14 protein-coding genes, 1 other RNA gene and 1 riboswitch are annotated in these 17,707 nt (G+C 34.8%); of the genes, 12 read left to right on the top strand and 3 right to left on the bottom strand.

Annotated elements, in window-relative coordinates; all coding sequences use genetic code 11:
• Positions 1–301: 301 nt before the first annotated feature.
• From T323_RS0103280 to T323_RS0103255, 6 genes are all read left to right on the top strand, one after another.
• Complete coding sequence (locus tag T323_RS0103280) at positions 302–2,044, top strand: carbon starvation CstA family protein (protein ID WP_026672000.1); 1,743 nt, start codon at positions 302–304, stop codon at positions 2,042–2,044.
• A gap of 45 nt (positions 2,045–2,089) precedes the next feature.
• On the top strand, positions 2,090–2,350 hold the full coding sequence (locus T323_RS0103275; RefSeq protein ID WP_035177488.1) for a cory-CC-star protein: 261 nt from the start codon (positions 2,090–2,092) through the stop codon (positions 2,348–2,350).
• A gap of 22 nt (positions 2,351–2,372) precedes the next feature.
• A complete protein-coding gene (locus tag T323_RS0103270) occupies positions 2,373–3,335 on the top strand; it encodes an ArsA family ATPase (protein ID WP_026671998.1) in 963 nt (320 codons plus the stop codon).
• Between the two features lie 90 nt (positions 3,336–3,425).
• Entirely contained in the window at positions 3,426–4,061 is a 636-nt protein-coding gene (locus T323_RS0103265) for a peptidylprolyl isomerase (RefSeq protein WP_026671997.1), read from the top strand.
• A 44-nt stretch (positions 4,062–4,105) separates the two neighbouring features.
• A complete protein-coding gene (locus T323_RS0103260) occupies positions 4,106–5,086 on the top strand; it encodes a Gfo/Idh/MocA family protein (protein WP_026671996.1) in 981 nt (326 codons plus the stop codon).
• A gap of 62 nt (positions 5,087–5,148) precedes the next feature.
• Positions 5,149–6,030 (top strand): PhzF family phenazine biosynthesis protein, encoded by an 882-nt coding sequence (locus tag T323_RS0103255; RefSeq protein WP_026671995.1) that lies wholly within the window; start codon positions 5,149–5,151, stop codon positions 6,028–6,030.
• Between the two features lie 90 nt (positions 6,031–6,120).
• On the opposite strand, the gene T323_RS0103250 is transcribed toward T323_RS0103255, so the two are convergent.
• Positions 6,121–6,492 (bottom strand): hypothetical protein, encoded by a 372-nt coding sequence (locus T323_RS0103250; RefSeq protein ID WP_026671994.1) that lies wholly within the window; start codon positions 6,490–6,492, stop codon positions 6,121–6,123.
• A 221-nt stretch (positions 6,493–6,713) separates the two neighbouring features.
• Between T323_RS0103250 and T323_RS25845 the strand changes: the two genes are divergently transcribed.
• Genes T323_RS25845 through T323_RS0103235 form a run of 3 tightly spaced genes read left to right on the top strand, consistent with a single transcriptional unit; the run spans position 6,714 to position 10,466 of the window.
• Positions 6,714–7,955: a GGDEF domain-containing protein gene (locus tag T323_RS25845; protein ID WP_051556336.1), complete on the top strand. Its 1,242-nt coding sequence runs from the start codon at positions 6,714–6,716 to the stop codon at positions 7,953–7,955.
• A 10-nt stretch (positions 7,956–7,965) separates the two neighbouring features.
• Positions 7,966–9,207 (top strand): GGDEF domain-containing protein, encoded by a 1,242-nt coding sequence (locus T323_RS0103240; protein WP_026671993.1) that lies wholly within the window; start codon positions 7,966–7,968, stop codon positions 9,205–9,207.
• Between the two features lie 35 nt (positions 9,208–9,242).
• The gene (locus T323_RS0103235) at positions 9,243–10,466 is read left to right on the top strand and encodes a GGDEF domain-containing protein (protein WP_026671992.1); all 1,224 of its coding nucleotides are present in this window, start codon (positions 9,243–9,245) and stop codon (positions 10,464–10,466) included.
• A 64-nt stretch (positions 10,467–10,530) separates the two neighbouring features.
• Here T323_RS0103235 and ssrS read toward each other — a convergent pair.
• Positions 10,531–10,711: non-coding RNA, 6S RNA (gene ssrS, locus T323_RS28270), on the bottom strand.
• 116 nt (positions 10,712–10,827) lie between these two features.
• On the bottom strand, positions 10,828–11,130 hold the full coding sequence (gene yxiS / locus T323_RS0103230) for a protein YxiS (protein WP_026671991.1): 303 nt from the start codon (positions 11,128–11,130) through the stop codon (positions 10,828–10,830).
• Between the two features lie 136 nt (positions 11,131–11,266).
• Here yxiS and T323_RS0103225 point away from each other — a divergent pair, with 136 nt between their 5' ends.
• The 3 genes from T323_RS0103225 (at position 11,267) to T323_RS0103215 (ending at position 17,704) form a co-directional block, all read left to right on the top strand.
• Positions 11,267–13,855, top strand: a complete 2,589-nt coding sequence (locus T323_RS0103225) for a helicase-related protein (RefSeq protein WP_026671990.1) — start codon at positions 11,267–11,269, stop codon at positions 13,853–13,855.
• Between the two features lie 167 nt (positions 13,856–14,022).
• A riboswitch (cobalamin riboswitch) is annotated at positions 14,023–14,220 on the top strand.
• Between the two features lie 132 nt (positions 14,221–14,352).
• Positions 14,353–16,641 carry a ribonucleoside-diphosphate reductase subunit alpha gene (locus tag T323_RS0103220; protein ID WP_026671989.1) on the top strand — a complete coding sequence of 763 codons (2,289 nt, stop codon included), beginning with the start codon at positions 14,353–14,355 and terminating at the stop codon, positions 16,639–16,641.
• A gap of 16 nt (positions 16,642–16,657) precedes the next feature.
• Complete coding sequence (locus T323_RS0103215; protein ID WP_026671988.1) at positions 16,658–17,704, top strand: ribonucleotide-diphosphate reductase subunit beta; 1,047 nt, start codon at positions 16,658–16,660, stop codon at positions 17,702–17,704.
• The last annotated feature ends 3 nt before the right edge of the window (positions 17,705–17,707 follow it).

Here is a 17,707-nt window from a genome sequence, read left to right as displayed (position 1 = left end):
AGTGCTCTTCCTGGGTTGAAACGCGCAGTTGCGGAGCCTTCGCTCTTCTAGAATCAACTTTCAAAACTTCACTGCCAGACCAAAACTTTTATGCTTTCTTATCTTTAAATAAGACTATCATTCAAAAGAAAACAACGCCTTTCCAATATGGTAGGCGTTGTTTTCTTTTGAAGAGATAGTACTATAGTTCAGGTGATAAAGTATAGATTTTTATTTTGTAAGCGATTTCTATAGTCGGACTTTTCAGAATCATTTACAATGAAATAGGAGTTCCCTAACATTTGGAAGGAGTGAAAATAACATGAGTGGGATTTTACTGGTTGTCATTGGTATTGCGGTATTTATATTAGGGTATCGGTATTATTCAAAATTTATCGCAGAAAAAATATACCGACTTGATCCAGATTTTGTTACACCTGCCCATCAATACAAAGATGGGAAAGATTTTGTTCCAACGAATAAATTCGTCTTATGGGGTCACCACTTTACTTCTGTTGCTGGAGCTGCTCCTATCGTTGGTCCAGCCATTGCTGTCTATTGGGGCTGGTTACCTGCATTATTATGGGTATTATTAGGGACTGTTTTTGCTGCTGGTGTTCATGATTTTGGAGCGCTTGTGTTATCTGTTAGAAACAAAGGGCAATCGGTTGGGACTTTGGCTCATCGTCTCATTGGTCGAAATGCCAAGCTTTTATTTTTATTTATCATATTAATTTTAGTTCTAATGGTTAACGCTGTATTTGCGTGGGTTATCTCTAATTTATTCATTTTATTCCCATCAGCTGTATTAGCTGTATTTATTCAAATCCCACTCGCTATTTGGATTGGGTATCATGTTTATAAAAAACAAGGAAGTATGTTGTTACCATCCGTAGTTGCGTTGGTTGTTATGTATGCGACAGCGATTATTGCAAGCCGCGTTCCTGCTCTACAAATTGACCTTGTCAGTTATTTTGGTGGGGAAGGGAATGTTGTTGCTTTTGGTTTAGATGGAGTTGCCATGGCATTTTTCGTTTGGATTATGATTTTGATGGTCTATGTGTATATCGCCTCAACTTTACCTGTGTGGAAGCTATTACAACCACGTGACTATATTAACTCTCATCAATTAGTTGTTGGCTTACTCATTTTATACTTAGGTTTATTATTATCCAATCCACAAGTGACAGCGCCAATGACAAATGGAACAACAGATACTTCCTGGTTTCCGTTATTGTTTATAACGATTGCATGTGGAGCCATTTCTGGATTCCATGGGCTCGTTTCCTCAGGAACGACGTCAAAACAATTGAATAAAGAAACAGATGCTCGTTTCGTCGGTTATTTAGGGGCTGTAGGAGAAGGGGCTCTTGCCTTAATAGTGATTATTGCCGTTTCCACGTTTTTTGCTACTTCTGGTGATTTTTTAGCAACTTATAATAGCTTCGGCGCTGCAAGCTCAGGTGGTCTTGGAAATTTCATTGCGGCTGCGGGGCAACTTGCGACTGGATTAGCTATTCCAGCTGATATCGCTTCTACAATTGTTGCTGTGATCGTCGTAAGTTTTGCCGCTACGACATTAGATACATCTGTTCGTTTAATGCGATATATTATTGCAGAACTAGGAACAGAATATAAAATCCCGGCCATTTCTAAAACACATGTCGCAACATCTATTGCTGTTGTTTCTAGTGCAGCATTGGTCCTTTTACCAGAAGGTCCGAATGGGTTTGGTTCAGGTGGATATCTGTTATGGCCTCTATTTGGAACGGCAAATCAATTATTAGCTGGTATTACCCTTCTCTTAATTACGATTTGGTTAAAAATACAAAAACGGAACTTCCTTCCAACACTCCTACCTATGCTATTTATATTAGCAATGACGCTATGGGCAATGGGAAAACAAGTTATCTTTGATTGGTCCGGATTGTCTGGAGGGGAAGCTAATATTTTACTTTTTGTATTTGGTTCAATAATTTTAGTATTTGCCATTTGGATTCTTCTCGTCTCGTTTTCTACATTGGCGAATAACCGGGACTATGACGATATCGACAAAAGTGCATAACTATTTGTAAAGTTTGATAAAAAACACTAAAAAGAGAGGATGTTAATGACGAAATTCACACTCAAACGATTATTTGAACTTTATGATGAAATGATTAAAGTACCACATAAAGCCGAGATTTATCGGGAGTTACAAGATGAAGATGATTTGTTTCTTTTATTAGTTTATTCAGATATGCTCGGAATTCCTAATCCTGCATTTTATTATACGTTAGAGTTATATCCTTATATTATTGAACATTTTCACGAATGGCATTTACGGATGGGCATGGAAAAATCTCCATTAGCGGGAGTCAGGTGTTGCTAACAAAAATAGAGGGTGAATATATATGACTTTCGACAAAGAAAAGAAGATCTATTTTATTGGTGGAAAAGGAGGGGTAGGGAAATCTTCAACAGCGGCAGCGTTTGCGTTATTGTGTGCTGAAAAACAATGTAAAACATTATTAATTTCTACAGATCCTGCTCATAATATCGGTGATTTATTTCATATTTCACTTGGAAAAGAAAAAAAGAAAATGAAAGAAAATTTATATGTTTTTGAAATCAACCCAGAGTATGAAACAAAAAAATATATAAATTCAGTCAAAGACAATCTCAGAGGTTTAGTTAAATCAACGTTACTAGAAGAAGTGTACCGCCAAATTGACACTGCCGCTGCGACACCAGGTGCGGATGAAGCGGCTTTATTCGATGCGATGACCGAAATCATTTTAGAGGAACAGCAACATTTCGATAAAATTATTTTTGATACCGCTCCAACCGGACATACGATTCGTTTATTATCTTTGCCAGAGCTTATGAGTGTTTGGATTGATGGCATGATAAAAAAGAGAAGAAAAATCAATGAAAATTACACCCATTTATTAAATGATGGTGAACCGATTGAAGATCCAATCTATGATGTATTACAAAAGCGAAAAGAAAAGTTTTCAAACGTAAGAACGGTTTTATTAGACCAAAATATAACAAGTTATGTTTTTGTGTTACTCCCTGAAAGACTTCCGATAGTTGAAACAGAAAAAGCTGTTACGCTATTAGCAAAGAATAATATTCATATTGATACGATCATTGTAAATAAAGTTTTGCCAGTCAATGCTGATGGTGACTTCTTAAAAAAACGGCGGACCATTGAAAAAGAATATATAAAGCAAATTGAAGACACATTTTCTACCCAAAAAATAATAAAAATCCCGTTGTTTGAAGAAGATATTTATACTGTAGAGTCATTACAAGCCTTTTCACACCATTTAGAAACAGTAGGATCTATACAATTGAAGCAGCCATTATGAGCTGCTTTTTTTTTGTTAAGCTTGATTCTAGCAGGGACATACGGTTTCGTGTAGAATTATAACATTGAATAATGAAAGGGGATTGAATTAATGATAGGGTACAGAAAATTTGCATCCTTACTTGTACTGTTGATTTTTACACTTTCAGGTTGTGGTACAGGTGGAGAAATAGCTGAAGATAATCAAAGTTCTTTCGAGTTTGATGGAGAAAATCCAATCGTGACGATAACAATGGAAAATGATGAAGTCATAACGATTGAATTATATCCTGAAGTCGCACCAAATACAGTAAAGAATTTTATTTCATTAATTGAAGAAAACTTTTACGATGGGCTTATTTTTCACCGTGTCATTCCTGGTTTTATGATACAAGGTGGAGACCCAATTGGAAACGGTACAGGAGGACCTGGATACGGCATTAAAGGAGAATTTGCTTCTAATGGTTTTGAAAATCCTCTTGTCCACGAACGAGGAGTCATCTCAATGGCACGATCGCGGGCAAACGATTCTGCGGGGTCACAGTTTTTTATTATGGTAAAACATTCGCCTCACTTAGATGGAGATTACGCTGGGTTTGGACGAGTTATTGATGGTATGGAAACCGTGGACAATATTGTTTCTGTTGAACGTTCACCACAAGATAAACCACTACAAGACCAACGAATGAAAACGGTAACTGTTGAAACATTTGGGTTCGATTTCGGCCCACCGGAAAAGGCTAATTAATCATTTGGATAAGATGTAAATGATGAATAAAGGGAGATGTTGTTATGATTAAATGGGGCGTATTAGGAAATGCAGGGATTGCAAAAAAAGAAATATTGCCTGCGATATTAAGAGCAGAAAATGCGGAAATCTCAGCGATTGCGAGTCGAGGAGACCAAGTAAAAGAAACCGCTGATAAATTTTCGATCCCAAAAGTATACCGAACTTATGATGATTTATTACAAGATGAAGAAATACAAGTTGTGTATATTCCTTTACCAAATGCATTACATAAAGAATGGGTTATTAAAGCAGCGGAGCATAAAAAGCATGTTTTATGTGAAAAACCAGCTGCGATTACAGTTGAAGATGTTGAAGCGATGGTTCAAGCTTGTAATGATAACGGTGTTTTATTTATGGAAGCGTTTATGTATCAGTTTCATCCACAACATGAAAGAGTAAAGGAAATTATCGCTTCAGGTGAAATTGGAACGGTACAACGTTTAACATCGACATTTAGTTTTACAATGGATTTATCCCAAGACAATATTCGTTTAAATCCAGAGCTAGGAGGAGGAAGCTTATTTGATGTTGGTTGTTATTGCATTCATACATTCCGAAACCTATTAGGTGAAGAGCCAATTGATGTTTATTGTGATGGTGTTTTTTCTGAACAAAAAGTCGATCTAAGCGCTCACGGAATCATCCGTTTTCCAAACAATGTCATGGCGACTTTCGATAGTAGTTTTCAACAACATCCAATAAATGATTATGCTGTCATTGGATCAAATGGAACAATTCATGTTACTGATGCATTCCGACCAGATAAAAACGACCATATCGGCAAAATCATTGTAACTACGCAAGATACTAGTCGTACAGAAGAAATTGCAGGTGACCAATACAAGTTACAAATTGAGCATTTTTCTCAAAGTGTCATCAACAATGAACAGCCCGTTTATTCTTCTGAGAAAATAGTAAAAAATATGATTGCCTTAACAAAATGCCAGCAATCGCTAATGAAACGAACAATCGTAACATTTTGATTTAAATAAAAGCAACGTTTCAGACGTTGCTTTTCCTATATTTTCTAACAGAAGGTGAGAAAATGAAAGTCTTTCATGTAGATGCATTTACAGAAGAAAAGTTCAGTGGAAATCCAGCTGGTGTAGTACCAGAGGCGACAACATTAACAAAAAATCAAATGCAACAAATTGCACGTGAAGTCCATTTATCAGAAACCGCTTTTTTAATGCCTACAACAAATGGAAACGCAGATTTTCGTATTTTATATTTTACTCCGCAAACCGAAATCGATTTTTGTGGACATGCTACGTTAGCCGCGGCTTGGATAGTCGCAACAGAAACAGAGTGGCAAAAAGAATCTGTTCGTTTTGAAACCAATATTGGAATTGTTCCTGTTGAGTTCACATTTGAAGATCAAAAGCTACTACAAGCTTATATGACGCAAGCCAAACCGAAAACAAAGGATTTAAAAATTGACATCGATGAATTAGCTTCGATTCTTGGGCTGCAAAAAACAGACTTTGACCAAACGATACCGATAAAATTAGCTAGCACTGGTAACTGGCATTTGCTTGTACCTGTAAAAACGAGAAAAGCCATTGAAAATGCTGTTCCAAATTTTTCGTTACTTAGGAAGCATAATGAAAACAAGAACATTATTACCACGCACTTATTTACGTTTGATTGTGATATTGAAGGATGTTTATTGTATACTCGAGACTTTGCTCCTGCTGTCGGAATCGATGAAGATCCATTTACTGGTTCAGCTAACGGCGCATTAGCTGGATATTTAGCACTAGAAGCCTTCGAACAAGTAAACCGAAATTCGTACATCATTGCTCAAGGACATAAAGTCGGAAGACCTGGATACTGTCACGTTACAATTGAAAACAACGGAAATCAACCAACGGTGAAAATAGGTGGCGCGGCAGTTAAAACGATTTCAGGTTTTGTTCATCTATAGAGTTTAACTACAGTAATGATTTGTCTAAAAAACAAAGACAGAGGCGGAGACCTTACAAATAAGGTTTTCCGCCTCTATATTTAACAATCATTAATGTTGTAGGCGTCTGACATCCATTCGAATGGATTCCCATGTCGCTTCAGGTAAACTAATCGAGTCTTGAAGGGGAGATTCATCGTATAAGCGATAAGAATACAGTTGTTCCTCTTTACTGTAAACATCAATTTCTGTTATTTCTTCATCATTTAGTCCTTTTGTTTCCATTTTAACTGTAAAATCGTCGATCGTTAATTTGTACTGATTAAACGTCAATCCTAATAATGTATGCTGACGATGTTCACCCATAACGTGCATAAGCCAAATCATTTCTCGAACGTCAATCTTTTTATCGTGACGATGTGCAAGAAAGTGTTGGATTTCTTCCCCAATATGTTTTGTAAGGTTTTTCATTTGTTCGAGCATAGCGCTACATTCCTCCTTTTGTTCGTAGCTTCCCCAAATGTTAAAGAAAAAATGAAACTAGTTAAAAGGGTAAAAAATAAGTCCTAAACTTTTAAATTGTATGTATTTTCAAAATATGGTACACGGGAAGCAATTTTTGTAGTATATTAGTATTAGTTTTTTAAAGATGAATATGTATTTTCACTTTACTGATTTTAATGTAAGGGAGGGGAATTGTTATTTTGCAAACATCACAAAAAATATTCGTGGTTACCGTTCTACTAATAGCTAGTGCAATTGGAATTGCTAACATTCATTTATTTCCTTTGAATTCCTCAAACCTTTTCTTATTATGTTTATTTAGTTTTTTTATCTTTTTGTTTTCAAGATTGCAAAATATAATCTTAAAGAAAAACAACACGTCCGTTGTATCATCAGTAAACTATAGTTTTGCCTATGGTGTTTTTGCTGGACCATCAGGTTTGTTACTGTTAGAACTCATAACGAAATTATCATTAACGGTGTATAATAAAATAAAAAGAGATGAAGAACCAAATTTATGGTGGACGACGTTTTACAATATAGGCACAAGCGTTCTATATAACTCTTTAGCATTATTTTTATACTATTTATTAGTACCTACTGTGATTAACCCACATTCATGGGTATATTTCATTTTAATCTTTCTTTTAATCTATATTGCAGGTATTCTTTCGATGTGTTTAGCTGCGTTTTATTTATATTTGGGGAAAGATATCCAAACATTGCAAGAAGCACTTCAGTTAATCAAAATGGGGAAAGTCACTTCAAGAATGATGACGTCCATTTCTATTATTTTTATTATGCATTTTATTTCTCTTGAATATTGGTATATGGTCGTATCGATTTTTATTTTAAATTTCTTAATTACATCTTCTTATAACACAAATGTAGAGAGTGTCAAAAATAAAGTCGAACGAGATATGTTTGAAAAAATGGCGTACACTGATCAACTAACTGGTTCGTTTAATCGTAACTATTTAGAAAAAGAAATAACGAAACAACACCAAGATAAAGAAAATATTGGGATTGTTGTTACAGACATAGACCGATTTAAACGAATTAATGATAGCTTTAACCATAGTGTTGGAGACCAAGTCATAAAACATTATGTTCACTTTCTTAAGAAATTCATTCAAAATGATGATGTATTAATTCGGACAGGTGGAGAAGAATTCACTTTATTTTTAAAACATCGTACCCCTGAACAATGCGAAGAATTAGTAGAGAAAATTCGTTCTCAACTTGAAAAAACATCAATTAATGTAGAGTATGAGGAAAAGAAAGTCAGTTTAACGTACACCGCTTCATTCGGGTTATTTTATTACCGGAAAGCTGATAAAATCTCGATTGAAAAAGCTTGTGTACAAGCCGATAATCTCCTATTTCAATCGAAGGAAGAAGGAAGAAATAGAGTATCGGTTCGTCAATTTGAAGAAGATTAGGGAGAGTACGATGACATTAAATTCATTACAAAAACTTTATACACTCTCTCTTTTATCTATATCTATTATCATTTCCTTTTATACAATTCCGTTGTTTCCATTTTCGAAAACAATTTGGATTTTACTGTTTTCTTATCTGTTTTTTATGTTTTTATATACGAACTTACATATTATCTTTCAACAAGGCAATATTTCCGTTGTCACTGTCGCAAACTATAGTTTTTCCTTCGGTGTATTTGCTGGGCCAATTGGCTTATTATTGTTGGAATCATTAAAGGAAATATGCCAAACGATTTATAAACAGAAAAAGAAAATATATGAACCAAATCCATGGTGGGATACAGTATATAATGTTGGCTCAAGTGTGCTATTTAACTCAATTGCTCTTTATTTTTACTTTTTACTCGTTCCAACAGTACTGTCACCACATTCTATATATTATTTTCTGTTTATGGGTGTTTTATTATATGTGACCGGGATAATGGCAATGGGGTTTATTGCCGTATACCTTCTATTCGGAAATGAATTCACAACTTTTAAAGAAGCGATTCATTTTACATTTATGGGAAAATGGCTTCCTCGGCTTATGACGGCTATATCTAATGTTTTGTTCATTCATTTTATAATAAATGAACAGTGGTTAATGCTTTTTTGTTTATTTATATTTAATTTTTTAATTAATTCTTCGTTTAATACGAGTGTTCAAACGATTAAAAATAAAGTTGAACGAGATTTATTTGAAGAAATGGCTTATACAGATAAGTTAACAGGAGCATACAACCGAAATTACTTCCAGTCTAATCTCAATTTATGGCAAGAATCTGTGGAGGATATTGGAATCGTTGTGACTGATATTGATAATTTTAAAAAAGTGAATGATTCTTACAATCACAGTGTAGGTGATCAAGTCATTCAACATTATGTTCAGTTTCTTTCCTCCTTTCTTGATGATGATGATATTTTGATTCGAACAGGGGGAGAGGAATTTACGATTTTATTAAAGAAAATGTCTCGTAGCGAATGTCTTGACGTAGTGAACGAGATTCAAAAAACATTAGAAAATACAATTGTGCCTGTTCATTTCGAGGAACAGATCGTAAACATCTCGTATTCTGCTTCATTTGGTTTCTATTTTTATACGCGTAGTCGTGCCATTCGCTTTGAAAAAGCTTGTGTTCAAGCTGATAACTTATTGTACTTAGCAAAAAAACAAGGCAAAAACCGTGTCGTCAGTGATTTATTAGTGCCATAATAGAAAACAATTGATGGAAAAGGGGGAGGGTAATAATGAAAACGGTGCAGAAAGTCTACATCTTTAGCTTATTTATCATTGGGGTCGTTATCGCTATTTCCACTTTTCACATCTTCCCTTTTGAGTTCCATATCTTTTTACTCCTCTTTTTGTATGCCATGTTTATGTTTTTATATAACCGTTTAACGATTATTATTCGGATGCATGACCAAACGTCAATGATTAGTACGGCGAATTATGGATTTTCATTTTCAGTTTTTGCTGGTCCTTTTGGTTTATTTCTACTAGAAACGTTAAATGAGCTTGGTACTGTCTTATACCGAAAGCATAAAAAAATGAGTGAACCACATACGTGGTGGGCCTTTTTGTATAATATATCTACTTCTGTTATATATAACTCAGGAGCCCTTTTCGTTTTTTTAACATTTGTTCCAGACTCTCTGCATCCCTTATCCATTTGGTATTTCTTATTTATGTTTTGTTTAATGTATGTATCAGGTTTGGTATCGACTTCATTTATAGTTATCTTATTTGTCTTAGGGGGACAAATACGAACAAGAGATGAGCTCATTGGAGTAATACAAGCAGGGAATTGGTCATCGCGACTAATGGCAGCCATTTCAAATATTCTTTTTATCCACTTTATTTTTGTTCAAGATTGGATTATGGTTATCTTTATATTTTTGTTAAACTTCCTCATTAACAACTCCTATAACATGAATATACAAAACATTAAAAACAAAGTGGAACGAGATATTTTTGAACAAAAAGCATATCATGACCAATTAACGTTGGCATATAATCGCAATTTTTTAGAAAAGGAAATTCAACATTTAAATGAAAACCGCCAAAACATTGGTGTTGTAATTACTGATATTGACCATTTTAAAAAGATAAATGATTCATATAACCATAGTGTAGGAGATCAAGTTATTAAACACTATGTCGAATTTTTATCATCGTATTTAACAGAATCTGATGTCCTATGTCGGACTGGTGGGGAAGAATTTACGATATTCTTAAAACACCGTTCTGATACGACTTGCTTGGATTTATTAGAAACCATCCGGAAGGACTTAAATAAAACAAGGGCTGTTGTGGAATATGAAGAACAAACGGTAGAAATTGAATATAGCGCATCGTTTGGAATGTATTATTTATCTTATAAAGATGAAACTCCGGTTGAAAAAGCTTGTGTATTAGCTGACAATTTATTGATCCATTCCAAACAACAAGGAAGAAATCGTGTTTCGGTTTAAATAAGAAAAACGCGGAGCCTCTATATGTTAAAAAACCTCTCATTTTGTTGAGAGGTTTTTTATATGTAGACCCACTTTGCCGGTATTCAAGATGTCTTAAAACCTACTCTCGTAGGTGGGTGTCCTTTCTTAGCCTTTCAACGTCCTTCTCTTATACAAAGGCGTGTTGTTGTGCCTAGACGAGTAACTCCCTATTCATTCGTATCGGTTTAAGACATAAAGAACATCGTACATCGCAGGAAAAATTTCGTTTGAAGATTGTCCCTATGGCAAGAAACAATATAAGCATTTCTTTATATTCACATCGTATCACGACGGTTTAGAAGTGCGCAATGGAAACTGAAGGTATGAAAACCAAATGCTAGTTTTTGTTTCTTTTTTCAATCTCTCCACTAACCACAAACGCCAAGTCTTCGTTTCCAAAAAGACTTAACACATTTAATAATGTATCATCATGAATAAGACCAGCTTCTTCCTTTGGTACAGTAAGTTCCAATACTTGGGTTAAGATTTGATTTTTTCCTTGCGTAGGATATGCTTTTTCATACACGTTCACAGGGTTGAGATTATTGTTAATACACCATTGCGAAAAGATAAGTATCATCATCTGTTCATCTTGTTGATAAGATTCGATAACTTGTTTTTCAATCTTTTTTTCATCCATAATAACTCTCCTCAAGAAGGTAATGAATTAATTATAGCGAATGTGTAGAGGAAGGTACAATGAAATCAACACCATACACATCATAAAAAAATACAGAACAGGAAAAACTAATGGATATTAGGGAAAGGAGGGCGTCATGGACAAAATTACTGCTCTTTATCCTCAAGTTGTAGAACAAACGAAGAAGAAAATCCATGAAGACCTCGATTCATATTTTGAAACAAAAGCGGAAATGCCATCTTTTGAACAATATATAACCGATAGAAAAATGTATTTGGAACAAATATGGGTGAATGTCTGGTTAAACAAAGCGACAAACAGTATACCTAAATTAATAAAAAAAGACTTTTTAAAAAAGAAGGGTTATGTTGTCGAAGGTGTCGATAAAAAATTAATCAACCGACTTTTTCGAAATGAAATTCGAGACTATTGTCCGTTTGATGTTTTTTCATGGGTCAATCAACGATTCTCACAAGACGGAGAAGAATGGAAAGAACGTTATGAAAAAGTTCGTTTAAAATATTTAAGTAAACAAGAAGAAGAGCGAGAACGGCAAAGAAAATGGGAAATTCAGTTTGAAATTGAAAAACAAGGCGAACATATTATTCAAGATAATATAGAATTGTTTTATTTACAGCTAAGATATAAAGTTGCTTGTTTACTTGCGGCTGATTTAAAACAGAACACGAAATATAAATTAATTGATGCTTTTCAAATTGAAGAAAAACTAACGCCAGAAGGGAATTTTAATTCGAGTAACTACACAACACTTTCTACTTTTTTTTATGAACTAACTGGTGTTGTTCATAAATTATTCGATTGGGAATATGAGACCTATTACTATAAATACGAACGAATTATCTATGAACTTACAGCGGAAATTGTGGTTCATAAAATCAAAGAGGACTTACCTGAATTTCTTTTCCATCAATTTGAAAATGTATTTGGGAAACCGTTAAGTGATTCGAAAATTACCTCCTTCCTCTCCGATAGGATCAATGACCTTTGTGCTGATTTCTTTACAGAAATTGAAAATGAATATATCTCTGATTTATTATTCATTTCAGCAGTTCCATTTGAAGTCACCGTACATAAATCAATGTACGAAGAACAGGTAGAAACAAGAGAACAAAGAAAAGCACAAGAACTTGCGGAGATCGAGAAGAAAAAAATAGAAGAAGAAAGAATGATTGATGATATTTTCGGCAGAGAATATCGGCCAAATATCGGAAGGAAAATCCAATATATTTTGCATATCGGTGAAACAAATACAGGGAAAACACATCATGCTCTGGAGAAAATGAAGTCGGCTGAGACAGGAATATACTTAGCTCCTTTACGATTGTTAGCGTTAGAGGTCTACGATAAATTAAAACAAGACGGCGTGTCTTGTGGATTAAAAACAGGGGAAGAAGAAAAGGAAGTTGAAACAGCTTCCCATTTATCTTGTACGGTTGAAATGTTTTATGAAAAAGATTATTACGAAGTTGTTGTTATCGATGAAGCACAAATGATTGCAGATAAGGACCGTGGATTTTCATGGTATAAGGCGATTACAAAAGCAAACGCAAAGGAAGTACACATCATAGGAAGTCGTAGTTCAGAATCAATGATTTTACAGCTTTTAGGGGACTCTGACATAACGATCCACCATTATTATCGAGACATTCCTTTACAAGTGGAAGGAAAAGAATTTAGTATGAAACATACGAGTAAAGGCGATGCCCTCGTTTGTTTTTCGAGAAGAAAAGTGTTAGAAACGGCCTCAAAGCTCCAACAAAATGGATATTCCGTCAGTATGATTTATGGAAGTATGCCTCCTGAAACAAGAAAAAAACAAATGCATCGTTTTATATCAGGTGAAACCAATGTCATTGTCGCAACAGATGCCATTGGAATGGGGTTAAACTTACCGATTCGCCGCATCGTATTTTTAGAAAATGAAAAATTTGACGGTGTACGAAAACGCCGTTTATCTTCACAAGAAATCAAACAAATTGCAGGTCGAGCAGGAAGAAAAGGAATTTATAATGTGGGAAAAGTCGCTTTCACAAAAGAAATTAAATTAATGAAACGATTACTTGAAAAAGAGGATACACTAATTTCCTCATTTGCGATCGCACCCACAACAGCGGTATTCGAACGCTTTCAAAAGTATTCACGAAATTTAGGTGTATTCTTTGACTTATGGCAGAAATTTGAAAGCCCGCACGGAACAAAAAAAGCTAGTTTAGCGGAAGAACGGGAACTCTATGCTACAATAAAAGATACCGAAATCGAAGCTCGTCTTTCTATGCTTGATTTGTATGGGTTTTTGCATCTGCCATTTTCAACAAAGGAACCAAAATTAATGAAACAATGGCGTGAAACGATGATGGCCATTATTAAAGGGAAAGAATTACCAGAACCGATAATAAAGAGGAGTAATTTAGAAGAAGCTGAACTGGCCTATAAAGCAGTCGGTCTTCATTTATTGTTTTTATATCGTTTAAATCGGGGGACAGAAGCATTGTATTGGGAAAGAGTCCGTACCGAAATAAGTGATGAGGTCCATGAGCGATTAAAAAATGATATTTCTACATTAAAAAAAGAATGTAGGCAGTGTGGGAAAAAATTAAGCCTAGATTTTGAATATGCAATATGCGACCATTGCCACGGAAAAAAGTACCGTCGAAAGTACTATGATTACGATGATGACTATGATTATTATCCACATTACAAATAAAGGACATCGGATTCAAATCTGATGTCCTTCTAATAAAAATGAAACTTTCAAAATGTCAATGAAAAAATTGTTGAATCTTGTCTTGATCATTTTCAAAGATTCAGATAATATAATAGGTAATCTAATCAATATATGGAAACTAATTAAACAGTGACCAACTGTATATAGTATTTTACCTTAAATAAGATGCCGTAGTGCTTAATAGGGAATCTGGTGCAAATCCAGAACTGCCCCCGCAACTGTAAATGCTGACGAAATAAGAAATCCACTGTAAAAAGGACATAGTCATATAGGTCCTAATACGGGAAGGTCTTATAGTAGGATGAAGCATAAGTCAGGAGACCTATCTTATTTAAGAATGTTTCACCTTTCTCGGGGATTGGGAAGATGAAACGGTGGCTACTTGAGAATTGAATTTATTCTAAATTCACTTTTAGGTGTTATCGTTTCATCCGCTCAAATCATGAGCGGATTTTTTTATTTTAAGGGGGATTCACATGAGTACACAAGTTCAATCTGAACTTCAATTTGTCGTTCATGCAATCGAAGAAGCAGCAGAGGTTTATAAGCTTGATGCAACAAAAATGATTGAAAAGGTAAAGGAAATAAATGGTACAACAAAAGACAAAAATCAACAAGCTTTGTTTTACGCATTGAATAAAATTGCAATGGATGAGCCAAATTGGACGTTTATGGCTGCACGATTATATTTACAAGATTTATATAAAAAGGCTGCAGAAAATAGACACTATGAATGGACAATGAAGTATGGCGATTTCTATCCATTGCTTCAACATTTAACCGAAGCCGGGATTTATTCTCCTGAACTAATGGCTGCATATACAAAAGAAGAAATCGTAGAATTAGGATTAGAAATTTGCCCAGATCGAGATGAGTTATTTAATTACATAGGATTATTTTTGTTAGCAGACCGTTATTTAGCCACTGATCATGATCGTAATGTGTTTGAGCTTCCACAAGAGCGTTTTATGATAATAGCGATGACGTTAATGCAACAAGAAGAAAAAGCGAAACGATTAAAACTTGTAAAAGAAGCATACTGGGCTTTAAGTCATTTATATATGACTGTCGCTACACCAACATTATCAAATGCAGGAAAATCCTTTGGCCAACTCTCATCATGTTTCATTGATACAGTTGATGATTCGCTTGATGGGATTTATTTAAACAATTGGGATATTGCTAGACTAAGTAAAGACGGTGGTGGCATTGGAATTTACTACGGAAAAGTCCGTGCGTTAGGGTCCGATATTAAAAAGTTTAAAGGCAATTCTTCTGGTGTTGTTCCATGGATTCGTTTAATTAATGATACAGCAGTAAGCGTTGACCAGCTTGGACAACGACAAGGGGCCATCGCGATTTATCTTGATTTATTCCATAAAGATATTATGAACGGATTTCTTGACTTAAAAACAAATAATGGGGATGAACGAAGAAAAGCCCATGATATTTTTACCGGGGTTTCTATACCTGACTTATTCATGCACAAATTAGAAGAGGTTGATGAGCAAGGAAGAAGTATCGGTCAATGGCACACCTTTTGTCCACATCAAGTGAAACAAGTAATGGGATGGAAAGATGAAAATGGTCAGTTATTAGGACTTGAAGACTTTTATGATGAAGAAGATCGTAAATATTTTACAGAAAAATACGAGGAAGCGGTCAATCATCCGCTATTGCCACGTAAAACATATCGAGCTATGGATATTATGGCCCGAATTATGGTAGCACAACTTGAAACAGGTACACCATACATGTTCTACCGAGATGAAGTTAACCGCCAAAATCCAAATAAACATTTGCGTGGTGTCGGAAGAACTTCGATTTATTGTAGTAATCTTTGTACAGAAATTGCTCAAAACATGTCTTCTACGATGATTACAAAAGAATATGAGGATGAGGATGGAAACTTAGTTATCGTTCGAAAACCAGGCGATTTTGTTGTTTGTAATTTATCTTCTATTAATTTACCAAAAACAGTCCGTTCTCAAGTACTAGAAAGAGTAATTAAAATTCAAGTTCGTATGTTAGATAATGTCATTGACTTAAATACAATTCCAGTAGGACAAGCTCAAGTCACAAATCAAAAATATCGAGCAGTCGGATTAGGGACATTTGGATGGCATCATCTTTTAGCACTCGAAAACATTCATTGGGAATCAGACGAAGCTGTTCAATATGCCGATGATCTTTATGAAAACATTGCGTATTATACGATACAAGCATCTATGACGATAGCGAAAGAAAAAGGGGCTTATCGTGCCTTTGAAGGATCAGAATGGCAAACCGGTGACTACTTTAAAAGAAAACATTACACATCAGAAAGATGGCAACAGTTACAACAAGATATCCAAACCCACGGCATTCGAAATGGCTGGTTAATGGCGGTTGCACCAAATTCATCGACTGCAAAAATCGGGGGATCAACAGATGGAATTGACCCGTTGTACGCGGTTGAATATGCAGAAGAAAAGAAAAACTTTAAGTTTAAAGTAACAGCTCCTGACTTAAACCATATTACGTATAATTATTATCGCAGGGCAAGACATGAGCTTGATCAAGTATGGAGTATTAAACAAAACGCAGCAAGACAACGTCATATCGACCAAGCGATTAGTTTTAACTTATATGTTCGCCATGATATAAAAGCAAAAGACTTGTTACATCTCCACTTAGAGTCTTGGAAGCATAAACTAAAAACAACATATTACGTCAGAAGCACTTCTCAAACCGAAATTGAAGAGTGTGAAGCATGCCATAGTTAATATAGGGAGGTTCTCCATGAATATTCAAGCACCATTATCTAAAATTAAATTACTCAACCCAGAGTTTCCAAATAAATCAACAGGTATCATTAATGGACAATCATCAGGATTGTTAAATTGGAACGATATTGCTTATCCGCAAATGTATGATTTATATCAAACATTACTATCAAATTTTTGGAAAGCCCAGGAGATTAATATGCAAGATGATATTAAACAATGGGACCATTTATCAGAAAAAGAACAAGATGTATTTTTGCGGATTAATACTCAGCTCGCTTCTTTAGATAGCTTACAAACACCTACTATGACGCAAGCAATGGATTATGTTACTGATTCTAGTTTTAAAGCCATTTTTGCGGTCATTGCTCAACAAGAAGCTGTGCATAATGAGTCGTATTCTTACATTTTGAGTTCTCTTGTTCCACTACGAGAGCAAAATGACCGTTTTAATCAAGCGAAAGAAGATCCAATTGTTCAAAAAAGAAATCAATTAATTTTAGATGCATATGAACAATTCAGACAGAGCCCAACACCACAACACTTGTTTAAACTAGCGATTAACTCTATTAATTTAGAAGGAATTTATTTTTATGCTGGTTTTGCGTTTTTCTATAACTTAGCGCGCCAACAAAAAATGTTAAAAACAAGTACGATGATTAGTTATATTCAACGTGATGAAATGCAGCATGCTTATTTTGTGTGTCAGTTTGTGCGAATTCTATTAAGTGAAAACCCTGAGTTAAACAATGAGGAAAATATTCAATATGTATACGACTGCATTCATGAAGCTGTTCAATTGGAAAAAGAATGGGCTCACTATATACTCGCTGATATTGACGGCATTGAATTAGAAGAGTTTGAACAATATGTTGAATATTTGGCGAACAAACGTCTACGTCAACTAGGTTTAAGTAATTTATTTGAAGAAAAAGAAAATCCAATGCCGTGGATCCATGTTTTTAGTGATGAAATGATTAATGAAACAAAATCTGATTTCTTTGAACAAAAATCAAGAACCTATACAAAAGTAACCCAATCAAATGGCTTTGATGAGCTATAGGAG

The sequence above is a fragment of the Alkalihalobacillus bogoriensis ATCC BAA-922 genome, from assembly GCF_000621445.1.
GTDB classification, from domain to species: Bacteria; Bacillota; Bacilli; order Bacillales; family Bacillaceae_F; genus Bacillus_AO; species Bacillus_AO bogoriense.
Note: the sequence above shows the minus strand (reverse complement) of the source record. Positions and strands in the feature narration are given on the sequence as shown.